We start from the raw sequence: 23,930 nt of genomic DNA on the forward strand, positions 1-23,930 counted from the left end.
GATATTCAAATTCGCCGGACTTGCCGGGCCGAGGGGCTGAGCCATGAGGACAATCGTTACCGGATCCAGCGGCCTTCTCGGCCGCCATGTGGCGGCGGCGCTCGTCGTTGCCGGTCATGATGTATTGGGCATCGATGCCGTTGCGCCGAACGCCGTGCCATGGCGGCATGCGATCGCGGACCTGACGGATCTGGGATCGGCGTTGCAACTGGTGCGCGATTGCGACGCCGTGATCCATGCCGCGGCCATCCCGCGCCCGACCGGACGGGCCGGCGGCGAGGTGTTCAAGACCAATATCGCGACCGCCTACAATGTCGTCGAGGCGGCTGCCATGGCTGGCGCCAGGCGCTTCGTCTACGCCTCGTCCTTCAGCGTTTTCGGCTATCCTTTCTTCGAGAAGACCGTGCGCCCGCCCTATCTGCCGGTGGACATGAACCATCCTGTCGGCGCACAGGATCCTTACGCGCTGTCGAAGTGGCTCGGCGAAGAGATTGTCGACGCCGCGGTGCGCCGCGGCGCTTTTTCGGCCGTCAGCATCCGCATGCCCTGGATCCAGACCCCGGAAACCTTCTTCGCCGGTGTCGGCCCGCGCCGCGCCACCGCCGACAGCGCCCGCGATCTGTGGTCCTATCTCGATGCGCGCGATGCGGGGCAGGGCTTTCTGCGGGCCTTGGAATGGGGAGGCGAGGGCCATCTCCGCGTCCTGCTCAGCGCCGCCGACACGTTCATGGAAGAGGAGACCGAGCCGCTGCTGCGCCGGGTCTACCCCGATGTCCCGCTGTCGCGGCCGATCGCCGGCCATGGCGCAGTGCTCGACACGGCCCATGCGCGCGAAACGATCGGCTTCCAGCCCAGCCATTCGTGGCGTTCTTATCCCCAGCCGGAGTCTGGAAAATGAAGCGATTCGACGAAAAATGCGTGCTCGTCACCGGGGGCGCCGGCGCGATCGGCAGTGCGGCAGTCCGGCGTTTCCTCGATGAGGGTGCAAAGGTCGCCATTGTCGATCGCAACGGGGCGGCAGCGCATGCATTGGCCGGGTCTCTTGGCAAGCGCGCAGTCGCCATCGAAGCCGACATCACGGATGAGGCAGATGTGCGAGGCGCTGTCGAAAGGACCGTGGAGACATTCGGCGGGCTCGATGCCGTCTTCAACAATGCCGGTATTTCCGGCGTCGTCGCTCCGGTTCACGAACTGCCCGTCGAGGACTGGGACACCATCATCCGCATCAATCTGCGCGGCATGTTCCTCGTCTTGCAGGCCTCGCTTCGGGCGATGATCGCGGCCGGCAACGGCGGCTCGATCGTCAACATGGGCTCGTCGATGGCCGGTTGGGATGTGCTCGCCGGCGGCGCCGGCTATGTCGCTTCGAAGCATGGCGTGGTCGGCTTGACGCGGGTCGCTGCGCTCGATGCGGCGCCCTACGGCATACGGGTCAACGCCATCTGCCCCGGCGTGATCGAGACGACGCTCGGCGTACCGGCGAACGGCGAGGGCGATTTCAAGAGCAGTGTGCAGCATTTTGCCGACCGCATCCCGCTGCGCCGCATCGGCCAGCCGGACGATGTCGCCGCCGCCGTGGCCTTCCTCGCCTCCGACGAGGCCAGGCACGTCACCGGCGCGGATTGGCTGATCGATGGCGGCCAGACCTTGCAGAGCTGGGCCAACGCGCCGGCCGGCGGCGCGTTTCCGAAATTCAGATAAGGGGCCTCGTCTCAAAGCCGCTTTGGCGGCATTGCCTGGATGATCTGGACTGCGAGATCGAGGTCGGCGAGCCCGCCCGAAAGCGGCGTGCGCGGCGTCGCTCCCGCCTGGATGCAGTCGGCGAAATGCAGCCATTCGCGCCGGAATGCGGTGTCGGGAATACCCGGTATCACGCGTTCCGACGCCATCTCGCCGGCCGCTTCGCGCACCCGCACGATGGCCGAGGCATTGCGGAAATAGGGGTTCTGAAAGTCGATCCGCACCTCCTCGCGCTCGCCATGGACGTGGATCCACTCGTCCCACCATTCATATTGGGCGAGTGCCACGTCGAGCAGACAGGGAACGCCGGCATAGTCGAGTACGGCGAGAAGCTGGTTCAGACCCGTCTGCCGCGCATGGACGACGCCGGTTGGCGCGCCGAAAGCGCCGCGCATGACGGCGAGATCGTGGCTGCCAAGGCTCAGCAGCAGGTGATAAAGATCGCGATAGCCGGCGTGATCCGGGCCGAGCGCCGCCTCGATCCGCTTGGCAACGGCATCGCGCCCGGTCGCGAGCAGATCGGCCGGCACGTCGGCGATGCGGGTCTGTGTGTACAGCTTGCCGTAGCGGTCGAAGCGGCCGGCGAAATCATGGACATGGATCGACTTTGGCCTGCCGATGGCGGCGATGCGCTCGAGGCCGATCTCATAGCCGGGATCATAGAATTTCATATAGCCGACAAGGGCGACGAGCCCGCTTCGTTCGGCCTGCTCGACCAGCGGGCGCGCTTCCTCAGGCGTGAAGGCAAGTGGCTTCTCGACGATCAGATGCTTGCCGGCGCGGATTGCGTCAGCGACCATCTCGCCATGGTCGTAGGTGCAGATCACCACCGCGTCGACATGTGGATCGGCGAGCAGCGCGCGATGATCGGTATAGCGGGCCGCGACACCGTAGTGATCCCCGACCTTGTCGACCGTGCCGGGTGAGATGTCGCAGAGCGCGGCGATGCGAAACGCCGGCAATTCCTGGAGATAGGGCAAGTGCATCAACTGGGCGATCTCGCCGCAACCGATAACGCCAACGCCGATAACACGATCCTGCATGTCAACCCTTAACGGCGCCGGCCGTCAGGCCGGCGATGAACTGCCGTTGCATGGCGATGAAGACGACGATCACCGGCAGTGTCGTGATCGTCAACGCGGCGAAATAGAGCGTCCAGAGCGAGTCGTACTGCTGGAAGAAGCTTACGAGCCCGAGCGGGATGGTCTGCACGGACGGGTCGCGCAGCAGGAGGAAGGCGAGGAAGAAATCGTTCCAGATCTCGATGAAGCCGAAGATCAGGATCAGCGCCACGCCCGGCCGGATCAGCGGCAGCATGATATGGATCAGGATCGCCAGCCGGCTGGCGCCATCGACGCGCGCGGCGTCTTCCAGATCGGCCGGCAGGGTGACGAAGAAGCTGCGCAGGATGAAGACCGACAGCGGCAGCGAGGTCGCGGCGTAGACGAAGGCGATGCCTAGTCGATTGTTGATCAGGCCGAGATCGCGCGCCACCATGAACAGCGGAATGGCCATGACTTGCGGCGGCACCAGCATGGCCGCCACCGCCACCGCCAACACAAGGCCGCGTCCGGGAAAGCGAAGACGGGCCAGTGCATAGGCGCAGGGCGTCGCCACGGCCACCAGGATGATCAATGCCGAACCGGTGACGAAGACGCTGCTGACGATGCGCGATCCCATGCCGGCAATGCGCCAGGCATCGACATAGTTCTGGAACACCAGGCTCGATGGCGGCCCCCAGATGTTGCTCAGCATTTCCTGCTTTGTCTTGAGCGAGCCGAACAGCACCCAGAGCAGCGGATAGATCGTCTCCAGGAGCACAAGCACGAGCGCGGCATAGATGCCGACGAGTTCGAGAACGCCGCGCGCGCCGAGGCGGCGCCGATGGCTGGCCATGCCGTTGCCAAGCGAGAGAGAAGGGTGTGTCGAGCCGCTCATCAGACGTCCAGCTTCTGGCGCCGCATCAGGGCGAGCAGCCCGACGCTGGCCAGCCCGACGATCAGGAAGAGCACGTAGCCGATGGCTGCGGCATAGCTCATGGCGCCGTCCTGGAAGGCCTTGCTCATCATGTAGGTGAGCACGACCTCGGTGGCGTGGTTCGGTCCGCCCTTGGTCAGGACATAGACGATGTCGAAGTTGCGCACGAAGGCGCCGGAAAGGCCGAGAATGGTGTTGATGAAGACGATCGGCATCATCATCGGCAGAGTGACATGCCAGAAGCGCTGGACCGGTCCGGCGCCGTCCATCTTCGCCGATTCGTAAAGTTCGGATGGGATCGTCTGCAGCCCCGCAAGATAGATCACGGCGTGGAAGCCCAGCCACTTCCAGACATCGACGACGATGATCGAATAGAGCGCGATATTGGCGTCGCCAAGCCATGACTGTTTCAGTGCGCCGAGGCCGAAAAGATCGAGCGCGCCGTTGAGCAGCCCGAAGACCGGATTGTATATCCAGGACCAGAGCAGTCCGACGGCCACGAAGGACATCGTCACCGGAATGAAGGCGGCGGCGCGAAAGAAGGTGCGGCCGACGAGCGCCCGGTCGAGAAGCAGCGCCAGCCCGAGACCCAGCACGTTCTTGAGCACGACGACGGCGACGACGAAAATCAGATTGTTGCGCAGCGCGCCGAGGAAAATGCGGTCATGCGCAAGGCGTTGATAGTTCGAGAAGCCTGCCCAGGTCGGGTCGGAAAACCCGTCCCAGTTGTGCAGGCTGAGCCAGAAGCCGTTGACGAAGGGCCAGAGATAGAACAGGCAAAAGAGGATCGCTGCAGGCAGGATCATGACGAAGGCGACCGCGCCGTCGCCTGAAACGAAGCGCCCGAAACGGCTCGCGGAAGGAGCCGTCTCTTGCGGTCGCGTGCTCATGCGGCCTTCGCGGTTTTCGGCGTCAGCACCAGCCCGAGCGTGTCGCTGATATAGGCGATGCTTTCCAGCGTGCTCTGCTCGGCCGTCTTCTTCGAAGCATCCAGTTCGATGATGGCGAGGCCATCGTAGTTCGCGTCGAGCAGCACGTCGACAATGCCGGCAAGGTCGACGACGCCGGCGCCGAGTTCGCAAAAGGCGCCGTAGCGGTCATAGCCTTTCAGCGCCGGATCGACCTTGGTGTCCTTGAAATGCATGTAGCGCGCGGCCGAGATATAGGTTCTGACCGCATCGACCGGATCGGAATTGGTATGGGCAAGATGCGCCGGATCGATGCAGAGGCCGGCGACGTCTGTGTCGAGTTCGTCCATCATCCGGTCGAGCTGGTCGCGGCGTTCGATGAAGGTATCGAGATGCGGGTGGTAGACCGTTTCGATGCCGAGGTCCTTGGTCCGCTTGCCGATATCCTCGAGCGCGCGGCAGAAGGCGCGGTAGTCGTCGGCCGTGTGAGGTCCGGCAATGGCTTCCGACGGGCCGCCGCCCAGAACCAGCACCGGTGAGCCGAAGCCCTTCAGCATCCTGGTCAGCGCGACAAGCACATCGCGTTCATAGGGCCAGGCGACAGGGTTGGTGAAGATCGCGTTTACATAGAAGGAGGACAGCTTGATGCCATACTCGCTCTGACCTTCCGAAAGCAGTGCGTAGCGCCGCAGGATGTCGGTGTCGGTGGTGACCCCCATCGGCGCCTGGTTGCCGAGCTGCATGTATTTGCGGGCGTACTGATCCGAGAGGCTGGTGAAGGCGAGGATCTCGAACCAGCCGAAACCCTGATCGGCCAGGAATTTTATCGCCGGCCTGAGCGGAAGGCCGGTCAGGTCCCAACTGTTCAGATGATAGCCGATCGAGAAGCGCTGCCGCTCGGCGCGATTTTTCGTCATGTTCCCTTGTCTCCGGTAGGGGAGGCAGCCCGGGACGGGCGGCCCCTTTTGTCTGATGGCTGGATTTCATGCCTGCCAGCTCAGCCGATTGCGAACTCACTTGGGCGGCCAGTTTCCCTGCGCCTTGAGGTCGTCGAAAGTGGTCTGGATCGAGGCCGCGGCATCCTCCGGCGTCGTCGTGCCGCCGACGATGCCGGCGATTGCCGAGGCGGTGGCTGTGGCGACTTCCGATGGCCAGATCCAGTCGAGGAACTTGATCGTGCTCGGGAAGGCCTCCTTGCGCAGCTCGACGGCATAGGCGTCGTCAACCTGCGGCACCCCCTTGATCGAAGCCGCGATCGGCTGCTCCGGCGCAAGATAGAGCGTCGCCACCTCCGGCCGGGTCAGATATTCGATGAACTTGACGGCTGCATCGAGCTTCTCGGGCGGGATCGACGAGGCCACGCAGATACCGTTGTCGGCGCCGCCGCCATGGCCTGGCGCGCCCGCTGTTCCCTCCATTTTCGGGAAGGCAAAGACGCCCCATTTGAAGTCCTTGACGCTCGTCTGGAGCGACGGGATTTCCCAGGTGCCGCCATAATACATGGCGCTCTTGCCGGCCGCGAAGGCCGCCCGCATGCCGTCCTGGTCGACGGAAAGCGAATCCCTGGAAAGGATGCCGTCATCGACCCATTGCTTGATCAGCTTGAACCCTTCGACATCAGGCGCGTCGGTGAATTTCGCCGTGCCTTCCAGGTTCTTCTGGGTCTTGCCGACGGGGTCGCCCGAGGCCTGCGAAAAGGTCTCGAAATACCACATCGGCCACATCACGGTGTTCGAGCCTTGATGCAGCAGCGGGATCACGCCCTCGGTCTTGAACTTCGGCACCGCCGCCTTCAGGTCGGCATAGGTCGGCGGCACCTTGATGCCGAGCTTCTGGAAGAGGTCGACATTGTAGAAGATCGTCGATGTCGACAGGGTGGAGATGGGAACGCCATAGACCTGGCCATTGACCGTGAAGGCGCCAAGAGCCGCGGCATCGATCCTGTCCTGGAACGGCGTGATCTTGTCGGTGATCGGCATCACCAGCTTGCGCCGGACATAGGCGCCATTGGTGTAGAAGGCCGGGCAGGCGATCAGGTCCATCTCCTGGCTGGCGAGCTTGGCGGTCATCACGCGCTGGATGGAATCGGTCTGCGGCCCCTGCGCATCCCACTCGACCGCCGAGACGTCGGGATTGGCCTTGAGGAAACCGTCGATGACCTGCTGCTGGATCTTCTTCTGCTCGTCCGGCGCCTGGCGCGGAGCGAGTTGGTCGAGGGCCGAACCGCCGAAAACCTTGAGCGTAATCCCGTCGGCATGGACGGTGCCGGGCATCGCGATCAGGCTCAGGCTGAGCAGTGCGGTAGCAAGGATGGCGGGGCGTTTTGAACGATGGGTCACTCTCTGCTGAACGGGCATCTGGCTCTCCTTTACGCCAATGCCGAGGGGCAACCTCGGGACCAAGATCGTTGATGGTCATATGATCTTGGTCGCCTGTTTAGAATTTTGTCAATCGGAAGATGTGCTTGTTGTTTGATCAATCCCGGGGCCGGAGTTCGGCAAGTACGCGCCCAGATTGCCGCGCCGGGTGGGTCGCTTCGTCCGGTTGCTGAATGTCTGAGTGCTGCGACCTCGGCCGCTGCGGCAGAGCTAACGGGTGCTTAGCGCTCGGCCGACCGGAAAGGCCCGGTTGCAGGTTGACAAAAAACCAGCACACCATTAATTCCGTATATTGGATGCAATTTTTGGAGATCCTCTGCCAAGAGGCCGTACCCCGGCAGTTGCGTCGTAAATCTGAGGATGCCCATCGATGAACCTGGATCGCGTCATTACCGTCGTCGGAGCTCATGCCGAGGGCGAGGTGGGTCGGGTCATCACCGGCGGCGTTCTGCCGCCGCGTGGCGCGACGATGTTCGAGCGCATGGAGGCGCTGGAACGCGACAGCGCCTGGCTGCGCAACATGCTGCTGTTCGACCCGCGCGGCAGCGTCAACGCGGCCGTCAACCTCATCACGCCGCCGATACGCGCCGATGCCGATATCGGCATGATCGTCATGGAGTCCGACTATTTTGTGCCGATGTCGGGCTCGAACCTGATCTGCACGGTCACCGTCGCCCTCGAGGCTGGCATGATCCCGATGCGCGGCGCCAAGACCATCGTCAGGGTGGACACGCCGGCCGGCCTCGTCGAGGTCGAGGCGGATTGCAGCGGCGGCAAGTGCCGCCGCATCACATTCCGCAACATCCCGTCCTTCGTCATGCATCGCGACGGGATGGTCGAGGTGCCCGGGATCGGATCGCTGCGGGTCGATGTCGCCTATGGCGGCATGATCTACTGCATCGTCGATGCCGAGGCCGTCGGCGTGACGCTGGCCCGCGACGAGGCGCGCGACCTGATCGGGCTGGGCGAGGCCATCAAGGCCGCCGCGGCCGAACAGCTTCCTTCGATCCATCCGGAGAATCCGTCGATCAACACCATCAACCAGACGGAATTCGCCGGTCCGCTGCGGATCGTCGATGGCGTGAAGACCTCGAAGAATGCCGTCGTCGTTTCCCCCGGCCGGCTCGACCGCTGCCCTTGCGGCACCGGAACTTCCGCGCGGATGGCCTTGCTGCACGCGCGGGGCGAACTCGCCGTCGGTGAACGCTTCCGGCACACCTCTATTCTCGACACCGTTTTCGATTGCCGAATCGTCGAAACGGCGATGGCGGGCAATGTGCCCGCGGTGGTGCCCGAGGTATCCGGGCGCGCCTGGCTGACGGGCATAAGCCATTATGGCGTGGATCCGGAGGACCCGTTCCCCGAGGGCTATCGGCTCTCGGACACATGGTTCCGATAGACGCCTCATCAACGCAACACCAACGGATAGACGAGCAAGCCGATGACATCTCTGAAAACGGGCCTGACCTGGCTCAACCCGCCGCCGCACCACGCGTTCGGCGACAACACGCTGCATGTGCGCACCGGCAAGGAGACTGATTTCTGGCGCGAGACATTCTACGATTTCTGGCGCGACAATGGTCATTTTCTGTATCGCCAGGTCGAGGGCGACTTCACAGCCGAGGTCACGATCAAGGGCGACTACAAGGTGCTTTACGACCAGGCCGGATTGATGGTCCGGCTGAGCGAGACGCACTGGGTCAAGGCCGGCATCGAATATACCGACGGACTGATGTATTTTTCCGTCGTCGTCACCAACGACGCGTCCGACTGGTCGCTGGTCAGCATTCCGGCAAGTCCGGACGGCATCAGGATCCGCCTGACCCGCCACGCCGAAGCGATCCGCGTTCAATATCTGGATGCGTCCGACGGCCACTGGAAGCCGGTGCGGCTTGCCTACTTCCCGCCCTCGAAAACGGTCGATGTCGGCATGATGTGCTGCTCGCCGCAACGCGAGGGTTTCGAGGTCACATTCAGCGATTTCTCGGTCGGCCCGGCGATTTCGAGGGAACTCCATGACTGACGCGCCCCAAGGCAAGGTCCGCTGGGCAATCGTGGGGGCGAGCCAGATTGCCCGCACATGGGTCGCCAAGGCGATCCAGTCCGTGCCGGATGCGGAACTGATGGGGGTCGTCAGCAGGAGTGCCGACCGTGGCCGCGCCTTCGCCGACGATCTCGGGATACCGGTATCCGCGACAAGCCTCGAATCGCTCCTTGCCGAAACCGCGATCGACGCGGTCTACGTCTCGACCAACAATGACAGGCATCGCGACGACACGCTCGAAGCCGCGGCGGCGGGCCTGCACGTGCTTTGCGAAAAGCCGCTCGGGCTGACCCTGTATGATGCCGTCGAGATGGCCAGGACCTGCGATCGCGCCGGCGTCGTCCTGGCGACGAACCATCATATGCGTGGCGCGGCGACGCACAGGGCCATCCGCGATCTGGTGCTGACAGGCCAGATCGGCCGGCCGCTCGCCGCGCGCGTGATGTATTGCGAGTACCTCCCCAAGGAATTGCAGACGTGGCGCACGAAGGACAAGGAGCAGGGTGGAGTCATCTATGACCTGACCGTGCACAATGTCGACGTCTTGCGCTTCGTGCTTGCGGACGAACCGGTCGAGGTCATGTCGATGAAGGCAAGCAGCCTGATCGGCGAGAATGGCGTGGAGGACCAGGTGCAATCCATTGTCAACTTCGCTTCCGGGTTGATTGCCTACATGCATGAGGGCCAGGTCTTTGCCCATCACGAGACGGCGCTCGAGATCCATGGCACCGAAGGGTCGATCTATGGCCGGGGCATCCTGGATGAGGCGCCGTCCGGTCGTGTCTATGTCCGCCGCGGCACCGAGATGACGGAAATCCCGGTCGAGCCCGCCAACCTCTACGCCACCACGATCGCCCGGTTCAATGCCGCCGTGCTTCATGGCGATCGTCCGGCGGCGACGGGATGGGACGGCGTCGCCTCGCTTGCCACGGCGCTGGCCGTCAGGCGCTCGGCGCAGGAGGGGGTACGTGTGTCCGTGCCGCGCTTCGAGAAAAATCCGCCCGTCCCAGTGGCGTGACATGCCCGTTTTGGCGCTGCCGCAACGCGGATTTCACGGTGGACTTTTGAATGGAATATTGTAGATTGGATACATTATTGCGAAAGCGAGTCCAAGGAGAGACCAGACGATGACGCATTGGCAGGGGGTATTCCCGGCGGTTACGACCAAGCTCGAGCAGGACGGTTCGATCAATCTCGAAGCGACACAGGCAAGCATCAACCGTCTGATCGACAACGGCGTCTCGGGCATCATCGTCCTGCCGATGCTGGGCGAGAATGCCTCGCTGCTGCCGCGGGAGAAGGAAGCCGTCATCCGTGCCGCCAGGGAGGTCGTTGCCGGGCGCGTTCCGCTTCTCTCCGGCCTTGCTGAGATATCGACCGCTGGCGCGGTCGCTGGCGCGCGCGCCTTCCAGGATTACGGCGCCGAAGGCCTGATGGTGTTCCCGAGCCTAGGCTACAAGACCGACCCGCGCGAGACGGCCGAATGGTACAAGGCGATCGCCGGCGCCAGCGACCTGCCGATCATGATCTACAACAACCCGATCGCCTATGGCGTCGACGTCACGCCCGCCATCCTCAAGATGCTGGCCGATTGCCCGACCATCGTGGCGGTCAAGGAAGAGACCGGTGACGTGCGCCGCGTTACCGACATGTTCATCGATCTGGGCAATCGCTTCGATATCTTCTGCGGCGTCGACGACCAGATCGTCGAAAGCATGTCGCTCGGCGCCACCGGCTGGGTCTCGGGCATGACCAATGCCTGGCCGAAGGAATGCGTCGAGATTTTCAACCTGTGCGCGGCCGGCAATTTCGCCAGGGCGCGCGAACTCTACCGTATCATGACGCCGTCCTTCCACCTCGATACCCATGTGAAGCTGGTCCAGTACATCAAGATGGCCGAGCACCTTGTCTACGGCGCGCCGGAATGGACTCGGGCGCCGCGATTACCGCTGGCCGGCGAGGAGCGCGAGCGCGTCATCGCCACCATCAAGGCGACGATCGAGGAGCTCAAGCAGACGCAATCGCGCCGCGCTGCCTGATCCGCGGGATGTTCGGATCATCACCGGAAATTCCGCGTCGCCGACCGCGCCTTCGAGGAGGCGCGACCGGCGGATGTACTAGGAACGGATTGCATGCATAAGATTCCTACATTCGGCGCGTCCGACCTGAAGCAGGCCCGCGAGACGGCGCGGCGGCTGGATGCGGCCTGGATAGGCGACGGCTTTTCCCGTGACGGCGGCTCCGACATCGCAAGCATCATGTCTCCCTTCGACGGAGAGACGATCAGCGAAGTCGCCTTTGCCAGCGAGAGGCAAGTGGATCTTGCCGTGCAGGCCGCCCACGCGGCGCTGAAGGCGGACTGGGGCACGATGGGGCACGAAGGGCGCGCGGCCCTGATTCGTGCGCTGGCGGACGCCGTCGAAGAGAACCGGCTCGAACTCGCGCTTCTCGAGAGCCTTGATGTCGGAAAGCCGGTCCTGCATTCCTACAATGACGATGTGCCGACGACGGTCGGCGTGCTGCGCTGGTATGCCAGCCTGACGGAGACCGCCTATGATCTCAGCCCGGCCCGTCGCAAGGGCGTGCTCAGCCAGATCGTGCGCGAGCCGCAAGGCGTGGTCGGCATCGTCCTGCCCTGGAACTACCCGCTGACCACGCTGGCGCTGAAGATCGGCCCGGCGCTGGCCGCCGGCAACACCGTCGTCTGCAAGCCGGCCGACGACACGCCGCTGACCACGCTGCGGCTGGCGGAACTCGCGATCGAAGCGGGGTTTCCGGCCGGCGTCATCAACGTCGTACCCGGCACTGGGCCGGTCGCCGGAAAGGCGCTGGGTCTGCATGGCGATGTTTCGGCGATCAATTTCACCGGCTCGACCGCCACGGGCAGGCGCTTTCTCCACTATTCGGCGGACTCGAACCTGAAGGAAATTTCGCTGGAATGCGGCGGCAAGAATCCCGCCATCATCCTGCCCGACGTCACGTCGCTGGACCGTTTCGCCGACGACATTTCGACCGGCTTCCTGATGAATTCCGGCCAGCTCTGTTCGTCCATTTCAAGGGTCCTCGCGCCGCGCGCGCTGGAAGGCGATCTTCGCGACATGCTCATCGCCAAGATGAGGGAATGGCCGATCGGCGATCCCTTCGATCCGGCCACGCGCATCGGGCCGCTGGTCAGCGACGCCCACGCGGCCAAGGTCAATCGCGCCGTCGACATTGAGAAGCAGCGCAACAATGATTTCAGCGTGTCGGCAGCCGAAACCAAAGGCGCATCGCCGCGCCTGGTCGAGCCGGTCGTGTTCTTCAATGTCGCCGAAAGCGCCAATGCCTGGAGGGAAGAAATTTTCGGGCCGGTTCTCTCCGTCAGGTTCTACGACGATCTCGACAGCGCGATCTCAACCGCGAACGACACGCAATACGGCCTCAGCGCCTATGTCTTCGGCGAGGATTCCCACGCAATTCGTGAGGCGTCCATAACGCTCGACGCGGGTTTCGTGGCGATCAACGCTTTCTGCGAAGGCGATTTCACCACCCCGTTCGGCGGCTTCAAGACGTCCGGCTTCGGCGGCAAGGACAAGGGCATCCATTCGCTCGACCAGTATTCGCGGACCAAAAGCATCTGGTGGGCGACATAAAGCATTTTGCAGCCAAGTTGAATCACTTGGCGTCGCACAAATGCGGCTAAAACAAATAGATAGAGCGGGATGCATCCCGCTTTATCTGGGCTGGCCGGACGTATTCGGTTGGGCACAAGTGAAGGTAAGTTCGATATGGCATCCAAGGCGTATGACTACATTGTTGTCGGGGCGGGCGCCGCCGGTTCGATCGTCGCCGCCAGGCTAGGCGAGGACAGGAGCGTCCGGGTGCTGGTCCTGGAGGCTGGCCCGAGCGACAATTCTATTTATGTGCGCATGCCTGCCGCCATGTCCTACCCGCTGACCGACCAGCGCCGCACATGGAGTTTCGAGACGGGACCGGAAGATGCGCTCGGCGGCCGCATGATCACGCATGTGAGGGGCAAGATGCTGGGCGGCTCCGGCTCGCTCAACGGCATGGTCTATGTGCGTGGCAACCCGCGCGACTTCGACGCGTGGGCGGAAGACGGCCTGCCGGGCTGGTCCTTTGCGCATTGCCTGCCCTATTTCAAGCGGCTGGAAACCTACGACAAGGGCGCCAACGCCTATCGCGGCGGCGATGGGCCGATTGCGATCACCACGCTCAAAGGCGATCTGCCGGTCTTCGCGGCGTTTCTCGAGGCCGGCCAGCAGGCGGGCCATCCGCTCAATGCCGATTACAATGCCTACCGTCAGGAAGGCGTCCATGTCTACCAGGCGAATATCGACAGGGGCGTGCGGGCAAGCGGCGGCAGGGCCTATCTCAGGCCCGCGCTGCGCAAGGGCAATGTCGACCTCAAGCTGAACGCGCTGGTGCACCGGATCCACTTCGACGGCAAGCGCGCGGTCGGCGTCACCTATGAGGTTGACGGCGCGACCCACACCGTCGAGGCCGGCCGCGAGGTGGTGCTGTGCGGTGGCGCCTTCAACTCGCCGCAGCTTCTGCTTCTGTCCGGCGTCGGTCCCTCCGAGGAGCTGCGCGCACTCGGTGTCGAGCCGGTTGCGGATGTGCCGGGCGTGGGCAAGGGCCTCGTCGACCATGTCGCCGTTTCGGTGCGCTACAGGGCGTCGCGCCCGGGCGTCTCCCCCGCCATGGACCTGAACATGTTCAAGATGGGCCTGATCGGGGCGCGGTGGCTGTTCCTGCGCTCCGGCCTCGGTGTGACCAATCTTTGGGAAGTCGGCACGTTCTTCAGGAGCAGCGCGGCCGCCGACTATGCCAACATCCAGCACGAGTTTCTGCCGATGCTCGGCGAACTGATGCATGGCAAGGTCAATATCGAAGAAGGGTTCCAATACCAGACTTGCCTGATGCGGCCGAAGAGCCGGGGCGCTGTCACCTTGAAATCGACCGACCCGCGCTCCCATCCCTCCATCGTTTCCAACTACCTCGCCCATCCGCAGGACCAGCGGGATCTGATCGACGGCGTGCGCCACACGGACGAGATCATCCAGCAACGCGCCTGGAACGACATGCGCGGGCAAGCCCTGACGCCGGGGCTGAGGACGATGCCCGACGCCGAAGTGCTTGCCTGGCTGAAGGAGAATCTCGGCACGCAATACCACCCTTGCTCGACATGCCGGATGGGCGTCGACGACATGTCGGTCGTCGACGCCGACGGCAAGGTGCATGAGACCGAGGGGCTGCGTGTCATCGATGCGTCGGTCATGCCGCGCATCACCAGCGGCAATTTGCACTGCCCGACCATGATGATTGCGGAAAAGCTTGTCGACCGCGTGCGCGGGCGCGCACCACTGCCACCACAGATCGTCGACTACGCGGACCGGCATTGATGGAAGGCTGGATTGGATCGGAATGAAATATTGGATACGATCGCCCGATAAATAGAGCGATTCTGGAAATGCCTGCCATGTCGACTTCGCCCAAGCCCCTGTTGCAGCGCCAGACCGTCACCGCGATGGTCGCGGAATATATCGCCGCCAAGATCATCGGTGGCGATTATCCGGGCGGCCATCAGATCCGCCAGGAGGCGATAGCGGCCGAGTTGGGTGTCAGCCGCATTCCCGTGCGCGAGGCGCTTCTGCAGTTGGAAGCGGAAGGTCTTGTCGTCATCAGGACGCATCGCGGCGCGGTCGTCTCCGACCTGTCGGCCGATGATGCCATCGACCTTTTCGATGCGCGGCTTTTGCTGGAGCCCTTCCTCGTCAAGAAGGCGATCGCACGCATGTCCAACCAGGATATCGCCAATGCCGAGCGCGCGCTTCACGATTATGAGGCTGCTATTGCCAGGGGCGATCCGAAGGAACTAAGCCGTCTCAACTGGGCCTTCCACACGGCGCTGCTCGAGCCTTCCATGCGGCCGCGTTCGATGGCGGTGCTGCAAACGCTATACAGTTCGGCGGATCGCTATCTGCGCCTGCAGATCGAACCGCTGAAGGCCCAGACCAAGGCGCTGCAGGAGCATCGTGACATCTTCGACGCCTATCGCCTGCGTGACGCGGTCGAAACCTCGAGGCTGCTCAAGAAGCATGTCGCCGACGCCGCCGAAGAGATCGTCAGCCAGCTCAAGCGGGGCGAGGCAGCCGGCTGATTCTGTCCCGGATTTTTTCTATTCCGGCCCGTTCACAGTTCCCTATTCACCGTGCAGAGTGCTGCCGCTTTGGCGGTCGAAGACATAGATGTCCTGCGGGTCGACAAAGAGGGGAAGTTCGGTTCCTCGTCGTAGCGAACCATCGGGTGGTACGCGCGCGACCGCCTTTGTGCCCGCGATGGTGAAGTGAATGAGCGTATCCATTCCAAGCGGTTCGACGAGTTCCGCGGTGGCGCTGATCCTGTTTCCGGATCGGCCGTCTTTTGGGCCAGGCGAAAGATGCTCGGGCCGGATGCCGAGGTCGACAACCTGTCCCGTCACATCGGCGAATCTGGAGACGTCGCCCGGCAGTTCGAGGCGCGTACCATCGGACAGGACGCCGCTGAATTGATCTTCGTTTCGTTCGAGCGTCGCGCTGACGAAATTCATGCCCGGCGATCCGATGAACCCGGCCACGAACTTGGTTGCGGGCCTCAGATATAGCTCCTGAGGCGGCGCGATCTGCTCGATCCTGCCGGCATTCATCACGACGACCCTGTCGGCAAGCGTCATCGCCTCGATCTGGTCATGCGTGACATAGACGGTCGTGGTCGGCACCGCTTCGTGGATCTGCTTGATCTCGGCGCGCATCTGGACGCGGAGCTTGGCGTCGAGGTTGGAGAGCGGCTCGTCGAAAAGAAAGACTGCTGGATTCCTGATCATCGCGCGCCCCATGGCGACGCGCTGGCGCTGCCCGCCGGAGAGTTGCCTTGGTTTGCGTTTGAGCAGGTGTTCGATATCCAGAATTCGCGCGGTCTCGGCCAGCCGCGTCTGAATTTCGCCACGCGGCGTCTTCTTCAAACGCAACCCGAACGTGATGTTGTCCTCGACCGAGAGATGCGGGTAGAGCGCGTAATTCTGGAAAACCATGGCGATGTCGCGTTCTCCCGGCAACAGGTCGTTGACGCGCCGCTCGCCGATCTTGATCTCGCCATCCGTTATCGTCTCCAGCCCCGCGATCATGCGCAGCGTGGTGGACTTTCCGCAGCCGGAAGGGCCGACCAGGACCACGAATTCGTGATCCTTGATCGAGAGATCGATCCCGTGAACGGTTTGAACGCCTCCATAGGATTTCACGACTTTGTTCAGCTCGATGGCTGCCATCGGACCCTCCGGTGCTGGATCTCAGGGCTATCTATCGCGGACGAGGACGTTGTCGCTCGCGAGCCAGAACGGCGCGAAATAAAGCGGTGTCGAGGAAAGCGGCAGGATGTCCGGCCGCAGTTCCACGCCGAGCTTGTCTTTCATGAAGTCGCGACGCGCCGCCATGCGCTTGAAGACCGCCGGATGTTTGGTCTCCAGCTCGGCCCGAAGCGCCTCATCGGCAAGGACAACCGCGTCCTCGCAGTTCAAGGCCCAGCCATCGGCGATCGGCGTCGGGATGATATCGACCTGGAAGTGCATGCCCGAGCGGATGCGGTCCCCGGATCCTGGCCGGATCGGGCTGTGCGTCCATTCCTCGTAGCCGCCGAGATGGCCCGGGTTGAGCGCCGGCTTCAGCTTCGCTTTCGCGAGCGTCGATGTCACGGCCTCATGGATGGCGCCGCCCTCGACACCGATCGCTGCCGTCTCGTACCAGGAGATCAAGCCCTGGAAGTAGCCTTTGGCGATTGCGAGAAATTCGTCATTGGCACGATCGAGAAGGCCCGCCCGCGAGGAAAGACCGCCCCAGTGTCCGATCGCGGTCGTCACGCCATCGCCCCGCCTGAGCTTGCGGCCCGTTGCGCTCCGCAGGCCAATCACCGGCTCGCCCTTGCTGGCTGATGCGAACATGGTGTGGACGTTCAGTGGGTCTCCGGCATAGCCCATGCGCGAAACGGCGTCGAACTCGCTGTCGCCCTCGCGCACTCCCGAAACAATCCGCCACATTGCCGACGAACTGCGCGATGCAGCCCACTCGAACGCTGCGATCTGATCGGCATCGATGGTGACGGCGATGCCGTTTTCAGGATGCATAAGAACATGGGTCGCGTCCCGCAATCCGCCGGAAGCGCCGACCGCCCGCTGGAATGCCTGCACGTAGACGGCGGGAACGAAATAGGCGGTTTCGGCGGCTTCGTCCTCGAACGGCTCAAGATACTTCCAGCCCACCAGCCCTACGGTGTCGCCGGCCTTTATACCAGCATCGCCGAGACGGTCGGAGAAGCGAGGGAAGCGAGAGCGATCCTGCGCCATCAGGCTCAATGTCTGGGCCAGAAGCACGCTCATCCCGGGCAGACGCGCCAGCGGCGCGTAGCTCTCGCACTCGTTGCCCGTGACAAGCACGCGCTTATTGTTCGGCCCAAGCAGGAGGAAGGCCTCCTCGAAGCGCGGCTCGAAACCGCTCAGGAAAGCGATGTTGCCGAAATGCTCCCGGTCCGCATAGATCGCCAGCCAGTCGCGTCCTGCCCTGTCGTAAGCAGCGCGGGCGCGCGCATCATATGTCTCAACGGGAATGTCCGGCTTTTCGCCGGGGGAACCGAAGTCCGGCAACCGAACGGATGTGAGGGAAATGGTCATTGGGGGTCCTTTTGTTCGTGTCGGTGCAACAGCAGTGAAAATCGACTGCGATGGAGATCAATCGCCGTAGATCCGGGCCTGCGCGTCCCAGGCAAAATCCTTGTCGAGAGGGTAGGTTGGACGCGGCAGGACGTTCCATTGGAGCCGCGTCATGTCCAATTGCGAGGTGCCGTCGCTCAGTAAAAGGATATGCCGGGCTGAGATGTCCTCGAGTTGCGGGTGGAGATAGCCGAGCTTGACGACATACGCCTTGTGCATGGTCGGATCGATGTCCATTGCCAGGAAATGGTGCGGCGTGGTTATGCCAATGGCATTGGCGTGGAATGTTGCAATGACATTGCCGCTGCGAACCTTCGCCCACGCGCCTTCCCTGGACCGGTATGGCTGGAACCCCGGCAGCACCAGTTCTTCTCCGCATGCCTCGACGAGCACGCTTACGCGATACGCCGTCTTCGGGCGGGAAAGGTGCTCGCTTCCCAGTTCGATCTCGACAGTCGAGCCGACCCCGGCCTGGACAAGTCTGCGGACGGTTTCGGGAGCCGTAATGCCAGCGATGACAATATCGCGGACCGGCTCATCTTCAAGCGCTGCCTGCAATACAAGGGTCAGGTCTCCGGCCGCGCCCGCCGTCGTGTTGTCTCCGGAATCCGATACGAAAACGGGACGCTCCGCGCATTCGACCGCGAGCCGCAGCCCGTGGCGAACCTCCGCGGTCTCCATCTTGAGATTGAAATCGGCGCGTCTGGCCCATATCGCCTGCGCCAACCGTGTCGCCTGCGCACGCGCGACCTCGGCATCGCCATCGCTTACCGCAATCGCTGACACGGCGGTCCACGGCCTGTCGTTCCACGCGAACCCGACAAGGATATTTGCTTCCATCATGCCCGGCACGCTGTCGTATTCCGGCAGCGCGCCGTAAAGGCTTTTCGCGGGCTCCAGTGCCGTGACCGCGGTTTCGCCAGGGACGAGGATGGGCAGGCTGACGACGGATTTCTTCGGCGTAATGCCGGTTCGGATGACGCGGATAAGCTGGTCTGCCGTCCGGTACCCCGTCTGCCTGTCGTCACGGTGTGGCGCGGTGCGCAGAACGCTGATCACCGTTGCTGCGTCGAGAAGTTCCGGGGTCATGTCGCCATGCAGATCAAGCGACAGTCCGATCGGCACATCAGGCCCAAGGGCATTCCTGACGGCACGGATGAAATCGGTATCTGCGTCGACGTCCAGCCCCTGGACTTCCAGCGCGCCATGATTGGCAATGAGCATCCCCTCGAACGGACCGTGTTCGTCGATGAGCGCGAGCGTCCTGTCCTTGACCTCTCGGTATGCCGACAATTCGAGCGGGCCGCCGGGCAATGCGGTGGCCCAGTACAGTGGGACCGCCTCGACGTCGCCATCCTCCGCCATGCGCGCCAGCATGCCTCGGACCATCCAGACATCGCCTTCGGACATCTCCTTGCCTGTGTAGTGTTGTATCGCGTCCCATGTGGTCGGGACCGGGGAGGCGAGCATGATCTCGATGGAGAGGCCGACAATAGCTATGCGCATTCTCTGACTTTCGAACTGACCTGAGCTGAATTCACGGAAGAACGTGAGGGGAATCGAGACCGGTGACACCATCGAGCGCGAGCGCGACGCCGCCGAGAAACGGGCTGACGGTCGACAATTGCGAGAAAATGACCTTGGTCTGAACCGACATCGAAGGATGCGCCAGTCGTTGCAGGGCCCGTTCGACCGCCGGGCGCAGGTAAGGCTCGGCGCTCGCCATATCGCCGCCAAGGCAAACCAGCGGCGGATTGAAGATGTTCACGAGACTGGAAATCGCCGAACCGAGGACGGCGCCGGCATTGTCGAGCACGCCGACAACCACCTCGTCATTGGCGTCGGCGCGCTCCATAATGTCCTTGAACGAGGATGGCCGATTGCCGGTCAGCCTGCCGATCTCCTCTGCCAGCCCGGGCTCGGAAAGGTAAGGCGAGAGGCAACCCGAGGCGCCGCACGAACAATAGCGGCCCTGCGGGACAACCTTGATGTGTCCCAGTTCGCCTGCCAGTCCGCTGGCGCCGCGGTAGATGTCGCCGTCAAGGAACAAGGCGCCGCCGACACCCGAGCCCGAAAACAGGTAGATGAAATCCTTGATGTCGATGCATTCGCCGAACATGTATTCCGCCATCGCGGCGGCCTTGCCGTCATTGCCCGCGAAAACGGGCGCATCGAGTGCCTCGGAGAACATGTCCACCACCGGGACACCGCGCCATCCAAGGACGGGTGCGTGAAGCAGCACGCCTTCGTCGGTGAGCAGACCCGGAAGCGAAATGCCGACACCGAGCGTGTCGCCGGCGCGGCCGCATTCACCGACGATTTCCTTGACTCCCCGGGCGACGAGATCGGCGACCCCGTCCAGCTTCCCGTCGAAGACCTGGGCCCTTGAGCACAGGGGGATTCCGTCGAGCGCGGCAGCGACATAGCCGATCGTGTCCGCCTCGATCTGGACACCGACGATCAGGCCGCTTTCAGGAGAAATGGTAAGACCTTCCATAGGGCGGCCAGGTTTGTTGCTGGTCGCTACCGGATTGCGTTCGACCAGGCCCAACTCGCTGAATTGATTGATAATTGAGGAAACGACCGACTTGTCGATGCCAGTCCTTGCGACGATGTCGCGCTGCGAAACGTTGGGCTCGATGCGGATCCTGTGAAAGATCGCATTGGCATTGAAATGCCTGATGTACGACTTGCTCAAGCCTCGCTCCGATATTTTTCTTGTTATGAGAATAATTGATACGAGGAGATCAGCCGCATTGTCAATCGCAGGATGACTGCTCAGTGCGCTAGCGAGAAAAAAATGCTGAAAAACAAAGCATTAACTGAAATCGTCGGCCGGTCGCATTCAACGAGGCGGATATTTTGCGCGCAAACTGTTGACGGCTGTCGATTTTTGAAGGTAGGTTTTTCTTGTTTACAGAATATATGCCGGGGACACCAACGCCCGGCTCAGCAGAGGGTAGAACAATGCGTAACTTGAAATGGTTTGGCGTGGCGCTTGGCATGCTCGCCGGCGCATCAGCGGCCAGGGCTGACGGCCCGAAGGAGCTTTGGCATTATTATGCGGCCGGGTCGGAAAAGGCTGGTATCGAAGCCCTGATCGCTTTCGCCAACAAACAGAATCCCGACAACCAGATCGTCGGCAAAGTAATCCCGGGCAACGCGGTTGAAATGCGTCGCCAATTGCAGACCGCGTTCATGGGAAACACACCGCCGGCCGCATATCAGAGTTCGATGGCGTTCGAGCTCAAGACCTTCGTCGACAGCGGCAAGCTCCATGACCTTTCGGAGACCTGGGCGAAAATCAAGGGCGACGAGATTTTCCCGGAGGGCGTGCAGCGCGTCGTCAAGGTCGACGGCAAGCCCTACGGCATTCCCTATGATTTGTCGCTGATCAACAACATCTTCTACAGCAAGGCGATCTTCGAAAAGGCCGGGCTTCAGCCTCCCAAGGACTATGAGGGCCTGGTCGCCGTCTGCGACAAGCTGCGCGCAGCCGGCGTCGAGCCTCTGGGCAATGCAGGCGGTCCGTTCTGGAGCCTCTACAATTTCTACGCGCCGCTCGTCTCCACCGTCGGCACCGAGGGCTACTACAAGATCGCGAGCGGTGAATTGGGCTTCGATAGCCCGGAATTCCGCAAGGCCCTCGAGCTTTATCGCGACACCATGGTCAAATGCTACGCCAAGAACTGGAGCGGCAAGACCTGGACCCAGACGGCCGACGATGTCGTCAACGGCAATACCGGGATGTTCATGATGGGCGCCTGGGCGGCCGCCTATTTCAAACAGGCGGGTTTCGCACCCGTCGAGAAGTTTGACGTGTTTCCAGCACCGGGCACGGAGGGCAAGGCCATCTTCCAGATGGATGCCTTGGCCGTGCCGGAAGGCCCGGCCGATACGCTCGAAACAGCCGAGAAATTCGTCATCTCCGCGGCGTCGGCCGAAGGCCAGGCGACCTTTGCGGTTCCGAAAGGCTCGCTCGCGCCAAACGTGACCGTCGATCCGTCGATCTACGATGCCGTCGGCGCCAAATTCGCCAGGCAGCTGGCGGATGCGTCGAAGGCCAACGCGGTGCTGCCGAACCTGTTCTTCCTGCTGCCGACGAAGGTCGGCACAGAGCTTGGCGTCCAGCTCGAGAAATTCGCGATCGACCCTTCCGATGCAAATGAGAACGAGTTGATCTCGACGCTTGAAAGCCTCCGCCAGGAAGCCCAGGCGGAGGGCGCTTACCTGAAGTGGTGATCCCAAGGCCGGGCCGACAGATGTCGACCCGACCTCCTCCTTGACCGCGGGACCGAAGGCATCAGCTCACAAGAGACAATTCGACATGCCCAACTTCCAACTCATGCGCCGGAAGTTTCAGACCGCAGGGATGACGCACGCAATCTTTCTGTCGCTTCCCGTAACCCTCTTTGCGGTCTTCTATGTCTATCCCATCGTCTCCACATTCAATTTGTCGCTGCACAGTTGGGATGGCTTCTCGCCCACGCCGAAATATGTCGGACTGCGGAACTACGTCGTGCTGCTTAACCAGTCGCGCTTCTACCACGCTGTCCTGAACAACATTTCCTGGCTCGTCTTCCTGCTGCTTGGACCGACAAGCCTCGGCCTGCTCCTGGCCGCTCTGCTCGACAGGGGGATGAAAGGCGAGTCGGTTTTCCGGGTCGTCTTCTTCCTGCCTTTCACCATCCCGGCCGTTGCCGTGGCTGCGATCTGGCGCTGGATGTATGAGCCGACCAGCGGTCTGCTGACGACGATCCTCCAGTCGGTCGGGCTGGGCGGCCTGGCCCAGAACTGGCTGGGCGACCCGTCGATCGTCAATTTCGCGCTCATGGGGTCGATGCTGTGGTGGACGACCGGTTTCGCCTTCCTGGTATTCTTCGCGGGCCTCCGCAATATCCCGGTGGAATACATAGAAGCCGCAAGGATCGAGGGGGCGACGCCCTGGCAGGTGTTCTGGAAGGTCAGCTTCCCGCTTTTGTGGCCCTCGACGATCGTCGTCCTCGGCATGGCGGCGGTCGACGCGATGCGCTTGTTCGACATCGTCTGGGCGATGACCAATGGCGGCCCCGCATACGCATCCGAGGTGCTGGCAACACAGATGTACGACACTGCCTTCGGCAGGTTCGAAATGGGCCGCGCCAGTGCGATCTCCGTCTACCTTCTCGTGATCGCCGGCCTCATCATCATGCCTTACATCCACCAACTGGCAAAACGCGTCCAGAACGCCGAGGCGGAATAGGATGAACACAGCGGTTGCCAGGCGCACGGCGCTACCTTTTTCGATCCTGGTGGTGGCAGCGGTGATATTTGCCGCGCCCTTGGTCGTCGCGTTCCTGACGTCGCTCAAATCGCCATCCGAAATAACGCGGGTGATCGCGTTGCCGAACGAGCTCTACTTCCAGAACTACGCCATCGCTTACAATCGGATGGGGCGAAGCTTCCTGAACTCGATTGCGATCACGGTGCCATCGGTGATCTTCTCGCTGCTGGTCGGCGCGATTTCCGGCTATCCGCTTGCCTATATGCGCGGAGCGGGCGGACGCGTGGTCTATTTCTTCCTGCTGACGGGCATGCTCGTGCCGTTCCAGATCGTCCAGATTCCGCTGTTCTTTCTGATCAGGTCGCTCGGCCTCTACGACAGCATTCCCGGCATGTGGCTGGTGCACACCGCCTACAGCGTCCCCTTCTGCACTTTTTTCATGCGCAATTTCTTCGCCTCGGTGCCGAGGTCTATGTATGAGGCGGCGTTGATCGACGGTTGCACTCCGGCGGGTTATTTCTGGCGGCTTCTGCTTCCGGCATCGGGATCCGGTCTCGCCGCGCTTGCGATCATCCAGAGCCGCGCCATCTGGAACGACCTGCTCTTCGCCATCACCCTGACGACGAGTGACAAAGCCACGCCTGTTACGGCGACGATAGCCGGCTTCGCCAGCAGTCTGCAGGTCGAGTACGGTCCGCTGATGGCGGCCACGCTTATCTCGCTACTTCCGGTGATGGTCACCTATCTCCTCTTCCAGAAGGCATTTGTGCGCGGCCTGCTTGGCGGAGCCGGGAAATAATCCAGGTCGATCTGGATCGTGGCCGTCCGAAAGGACGGCGACACAATCCAAATTTCGGACTCGCCACATTGGCGACCGGCT

General features: G+C 62.5%; 21 protein-coding genes. 12 read left to right on the forward strand and 9 right to left on the reverse strand.

Features of this window, described 5'->3' with window-relative positions:
* Positions 1–43: 43 nt before the first annotated feature.
* Positions 44–898 (forward strand): NAD-dependent epimerase/dehydratase family protein, encoded by an 855-nt coding sequence (locus tag AC0L2H_RS29095; protein WP_473593340.1) that lies wholly within the window; start codon positions 44–46, stop codon positions 896–898.
* The gene (locus AC0L2H_RS29100) at positions 895–1,701 is read left to right on the forward strand and encodes an SDR family NAD(P)-dependent oxidoreductase (RefSeq protein ID WP_473593341.1); all 807 of its coding nucleotides are present in this window, start codon (positions 895–897) and stop codon (positions 1,699–1,701) included. The genes AC0L2H_RS29095 and AC0L2H_RS29100 overlap by 4 nt, the downstream gene beginning before the upstream one ends.
* Positions 1,702–1,712: 11 nt before the next feature.
* Here the strand turns inward: AC0L2H_RS29100 and AC0L2H_RS29105 are convergent, their stop codons facing one another.
* The 5 genes from AC0L2H_RS29105 to AC0L2H_RS29125 all read right to left on the reverse strand — a co-directional run bounded on the left by AC0L2H_RS29105 (position 1,713) and on the right by AC0L2H_RS29125 (position 6,982).
* A complete protein-coding gene (locus AC0L2H_RS29105) occupies positions 1,713–2,783 on the reverse strand; it encodes a Gfo/Idh/MocA family oxidoreductase (protein WP_473593342.1) in 1,071 nt (356 codons plus the stop codon).
* 1 nt (position 2,784) lies between these two features.
* A complete protein-coding gene (locus AC0L2H_RS29110) occupies positions 2,785–3,678 on the reverse strand; it encodes a carbohydrate ABC transporter permease (protein WP_473593343.1) in 894 nt (297 codons plus the stop codon).
* Positions 3,678–4,607, reverse strand: a complete 930-nt coding sequence (locus AC0L2H_RS29115; RefSeq protein ID WP_107648686.1) for a carbohydrate ABC transporter permease — start codon at positions 4,605–4,607, stop codon at positions 3,678–3,680. Before AC0L2H_RS29115 ends, AC0L2H_RS29110 begins: the two co-directional genes overlap by 1 nt.
* A complete protein-coding gene (locus AC0L2H_RS29120; protein WP_473593344.1) occupies positions 4,604–5,542 on the reverse strand; it encodes a sugar phosphate isomerase/epimerase family protein in 939 nt (312 codons plus the stop codon). Before AC0L2H_RS29120 ends, AC0L2H_RS29115 begins: the two co-directional genes overlap by 4 nt.
* 96 nt (positions 5,543–5,638) lie before the next feature.
* On the reverse strand, positions 5,639–6,982 hold the full coding sequence (locus AC0L2H_RS29125) for an extracellular solute-binding protein (RefSeq protein ID WP_473593345.1): 1,344 nt from the start codon (positions 6,980–6,982) through the stop codon (positions 5,639–5,641).
* A gap of 391 nt (positions 6,983–7,373) precedes the next feature.
* Here AC0L2H_RS29125 and AC0L2H_RS29130 point away from each other — a divergent pair, with 391 nt between their 5' ends.
* From AC0L2H_RS29130 to AC0L2H_RS29160, 7 genes are all read left to right on the forward strand, one after another.
* Complete coding sequence (locus AC0L2H_RS29130) at positions 7,374–8,402, forward strand: proline racemase family protein (RefSeq protein WP_473593346.1); 1,029 nt, start codon at positions 7,374–7,376, stop codon at positions 8,400–8,402.
* A gap of 42 nt (positions 8,403–8,444) precedes the next feature.
* Positions 8,445–9,026, forward strand: coding sequence for a DUF1349 domain-containing protein (locus tag AC0L2H_RS29135; protein WP_473593347.1), 582 nt, complete (start codon positions 8,445–8,447; stop codon positions 9,024–9,026).
* A complete protein-coding gene (locus tag AC0L2H_RS29140) occupies positions 9,019–10,065 on the forward strand; it encodes a Gfo/Idh/MocA family protein (RefSeq protein ID WP_473593348.1) in 1,047 nt (348 codons plus the stop codon). The genes AC0L2H_RS29135 and AC0L2H_RS29140 overlap by 8 nt, the downstream gene beginning before the upstream one ends.
* Before the next feature lie 109 nt (positions 10,066–10,174).
* Positions 10,175–11,086 (forward strand): dihydrodipicolinate synthase family protein, encoded by a 912-nt coding sequence (locus tag AC0L2H_RS29145; protein ID WP_473593349.1) that lies wholly within the window; start codon positions 10,175–10,177, stop codon positions 11,084–11,086.
* 93 nt (positions 11,087–11,179) lie between these two features.
* Positions 11,180–12,679: an aldehyde dehydrogenase family protein gene (locus tag AC0L2H_RS29150; RefSeq protein WP_473593350.1), complete on the forward strand. Its 1,500-nt coding sequence runs from the start codon at positions 11,180–11,182 to the stop codon at positions 12,677–12,679.
* A 135-nt stretch (positions 12,680–12,814) separates the two neighbouring features.
* The gene (locus AC0L2H_RS29155) at positions 12,815–14,452 is read left to right on the forward strand and encodes a choline dehydrogenase (protein ID WP_473593351.1); all 1,638 of its coding nucleotides are present in this window, start codon (positions 12,815–12,817) and stop codon (positions 14,450–14,452) included.
* Between the two features lie 77 nt (positions 14,453–14,529).
* A complete protein-coding gene (locus AC0L2H_RS29160) occupies positions 14,530–15,210 on the forward strand; it encodes a GntR family transcriptional regulator (protein ID WP_473593352.1) in 681 nt (226 codons plus the stop codon).
* Between the two features lie 42 nt (positions 15,211–15,252).
* Here AC0L2H_RS29160 and AC0L2H_RS29165 read toward each other — a convergent pair whose 3' ends face one another.
* Genes AC0L2H_RS29165 through AC0L2H_RS29180 form a run of 4 tightly spaced genes read right to left on the reverse strand, consistent with a single transcriptional unit; the run spans position 15,253 to position 20,485 of the window.
* Positions 15,253–16,353 (reverse strand): ABC transporter ATP-binding protein, encoded by a 1,101-nt coding sequence (locus AC0L2H_RS29165; protein WP_473593353.1) that lies wholly within the window; start codon positions 16,351–16,353, stop codon positions 15,253–15,255.
* Between the two features lie 27 nt (positions 16,354–16,380).
* Positions 16,381–17,748, reverse strand: a complete 1,368-nt coding sequence (locus AC0L2H_RS29170; protein ID WP_473593354.1) for a Xaa-Pro aminopeptidase — start codon at positions 17,746–17,748, stop codon at positions 16,381–16,383.
* A gap of 57 nt (positions 17,749–17,805) precedes the next feature.
* Positions 17,806–19,293: a M81 family metallopeptidase gene (locus tag AC0L2H_RS29175; protein ID WP_473593355.1), complete on the reverse strand. Its 1,488-nt coding sequence runs from the start codon at positions 19,291–19,293 to the stop codon at positions 17,806–17,808.
* A 31-nt stretch (positions 19,294–19,324) separates the two neighbouring features.
* Positions 19,325–20,485, reverse strand: a complete 1,161-nt coding sequence (locus tag AC0L2H_RS29180; protein ID WP_473593356.1) for an ROK family protein — start codon at positions 20,483–20,485, stop codon at positions 19,325–19,327.
* A 269-nt stretch (positions 20,486–20,754) separates the two neighbouring features.
* On the opposite strand from AC0L2H_RS29180, the gene AC0L2H_RS29185 reads away from it, so the two are divergent.
* From AC0L2H_RS29185 to AC0L2H_RS29195, 3 genes are all read left to right on the forward strand, one after another.
* Positions 20,755–22,029, forward strand: coding sequence for an ABC transporter substrate-binding protein (locus AC0L2H_RS29185; protein WP_473593357.1), 1,275 nt, complete (start codon positions 20,755–20,757; stop codon positions 22,027–22,029).
* A gap of 130 nt (positions 22,030–22,159) precedes the next feature.
* Complete coding sequence (locus AC0L2H_RS29190) at positions 22,160–23,029, forward strand: carbohydrate ABC transporter permease (RefSeq protein WP_473593358.1); 870 nt, start codon at positions 22,160–22,162, stop codon at positions 23,027–23,029.
* A gap of 1 nt (position 23,030) precedes the next feature.
* On the forward strand, positions 23,031–23,849 hold the full coding sequence (locus AC0L2H_RS29195; RefSeq protein ID WP_473593359.1) for a carbohydrate ABC transporter permease: 819 nt from the start codon (positions 23,031–23,033) through the stop codon (positions 23,847–23,849).
* The last annotated feature ends 81 nt before the right edge of the window (positions 23,850–23,930 follow it).

It is taken from the genome of Mesorhizobium sp. WSM4871 (assembly GCF_055811295.1).

What these genes read in the sequence shown, in the direction of transcription:
- AC0L2H_RS29095 (WP_473593340.1), top strand. Translation starts at nt 44, where the DNA reads ATGAGGACAATCGTTACCGGATCCAGCGGCCTTCTCGGCCGCCATGTG.
- AC0L2H_RS29100 (WP_473593341.1), top strand. Translation starts at nt 895, where the DNA reads ATGAAGCGATTCGACGAAAAATGCGTGCTCGTCACCGGGGGCGCCGGC.
- AC0L2H_RS29105 (WP_473593342.1), bottom strand. Translation starts at nt 2,783, where the DNA reads ATGCAGGATCGTGTTATCGGCGTTGGCGTTATCGGTTGCGGCGAGATC.
- AC0L2H_RS29110 (WP_473593343.1), bottom strand. Translation starts at nt 3,678, where the DNA reads ATGAGCGGCTCGACACACCCTTCTCTCTCGCTTGGCAACGGCATGGCC.
- AC0L2H_RS29115 (WP_107648686.1), bottom strand. Translation starts at nt 4,607, where the DNA reads ATGAGCACGCGACCGCAAGAGACGGCTCCTTCCGCGAGCCGTTTCGGG.
- AC0L2H_RS29120 (WP_473593344.1), bottom strand. Translation starts at nt 5,542, where the DNA reads ATGACGAAAAATCGCGCCGAGCGGCAGCGCTTCTCGATCGGCTATCAT.
- AC0L2H_RS29125 (WP_473593345.1), bottom strand. Translation starts at nt 6,982, where the DNA reads ATGCCCGTTCAGCAGAGAGTGACCCATCGTTCAAAACGCCCCGCCATC.
- AC0L2H_RS29130 (WP_473593346.1), top strand. Translation starts at nt 7,374, where the DNA reads ATGAACCTGGATCGCGTCATTACCGTCGTCGGAGCTCATGCCGAGGGC.
- AC0L2H_RS29135 (WP_473593347.1), top strand. Translation starts at nt 8,445, where the DNA reads ATGACATCTCTGAAAACGGGCCTGACCTGGCTCAACCCGCCGCCGCAC.
- AC0L2H_RS29140 (WP_473593348.1), top strand. Translation starts at nt 9,019, where the DNA reads ATGACTGACGCGCCCCAAGGCAAGGTCCGCTGGGCAATCGTGGGGGCG.
- AC0L2H_RS29145 (WP_473593349.1), top strand. Translation starts at nt 10,175, where the DNA reads ATGACGCATTGGCAGGGGGTATTCCCGGCGGTTACGACCAAGCTCGAG.
- AC0L2H_RS29150 (WP_473593350.1), top strand. Translation starts at nt 11,180, where the DNA reads ATGCATAAGATTCCTACATTCGGCGCGTCCGACCTGAAGCAGGCCCGC.
- AC0L2H_RS29155 (WP_473593351.1), top strand. Translation starts at nt 12,815, where the DNA reads ATGGCATCCAAGGCGTATGACTACATTGTTGTCGGGGCGGGCGCCGCC.
- AC0L2H_RS29160 (WP_473593352.1), top strand. Translation starts at nt 14,530, where the DNA reads ATGTCGACTTCGCCCAAGCCCCTGTTGCAGCGCCAGACCGTCACCGCG.
- AC0L2H_RS29165 (WP_473593353.1), bottom strand. Translation starts at nt 16,353, where the DNA reads ATGGCAGCCATCGAGCTGAACAAAGTCGTGAAATCCTATGGAGGCGTT.
- AC0L2H_RS29170 (WP_473593354.1), bottom strand. Translation starts at nt 17,748, where the DNA reads ATGACCATTTCCCTCACATCCGTTCGGTTGCCGGACTTCGGTTCCCCC.
- AC0L2H_RS29175 (WP_473593355.1), bottom strand. Translation starts at nt 19,293, where the DNA reads ATGCGCATAGCTATTGTCGGCCTCTCCATCGAGATCATGCTCGCCTCC.
- AC0L2H_RS29185 (WP_473593357.1), top strand. Translation starts at nt 20,755, where the DNA reads ATGCGTAACTTGAAATGGTTTGGCGTGGCGCTTGGCATGCTCGCCGGC.
- AC0L2H_RS29190 (WP_473593358.1), top strand. Translation starts at nt 22,160, where the DNA reads ATGACGCACGCAATCTTTCTGTCGCTTCCCGTAACCCTCTTTGCGGTC.
- AC0L2H_RS29195 (WP_473593359.1), top strand. Translation starts at nt 23,031, where the DNA reads ATGAACACAGCGGTTGCCAGGCGCACGGCGCTACCTTTTTCGATCCTG.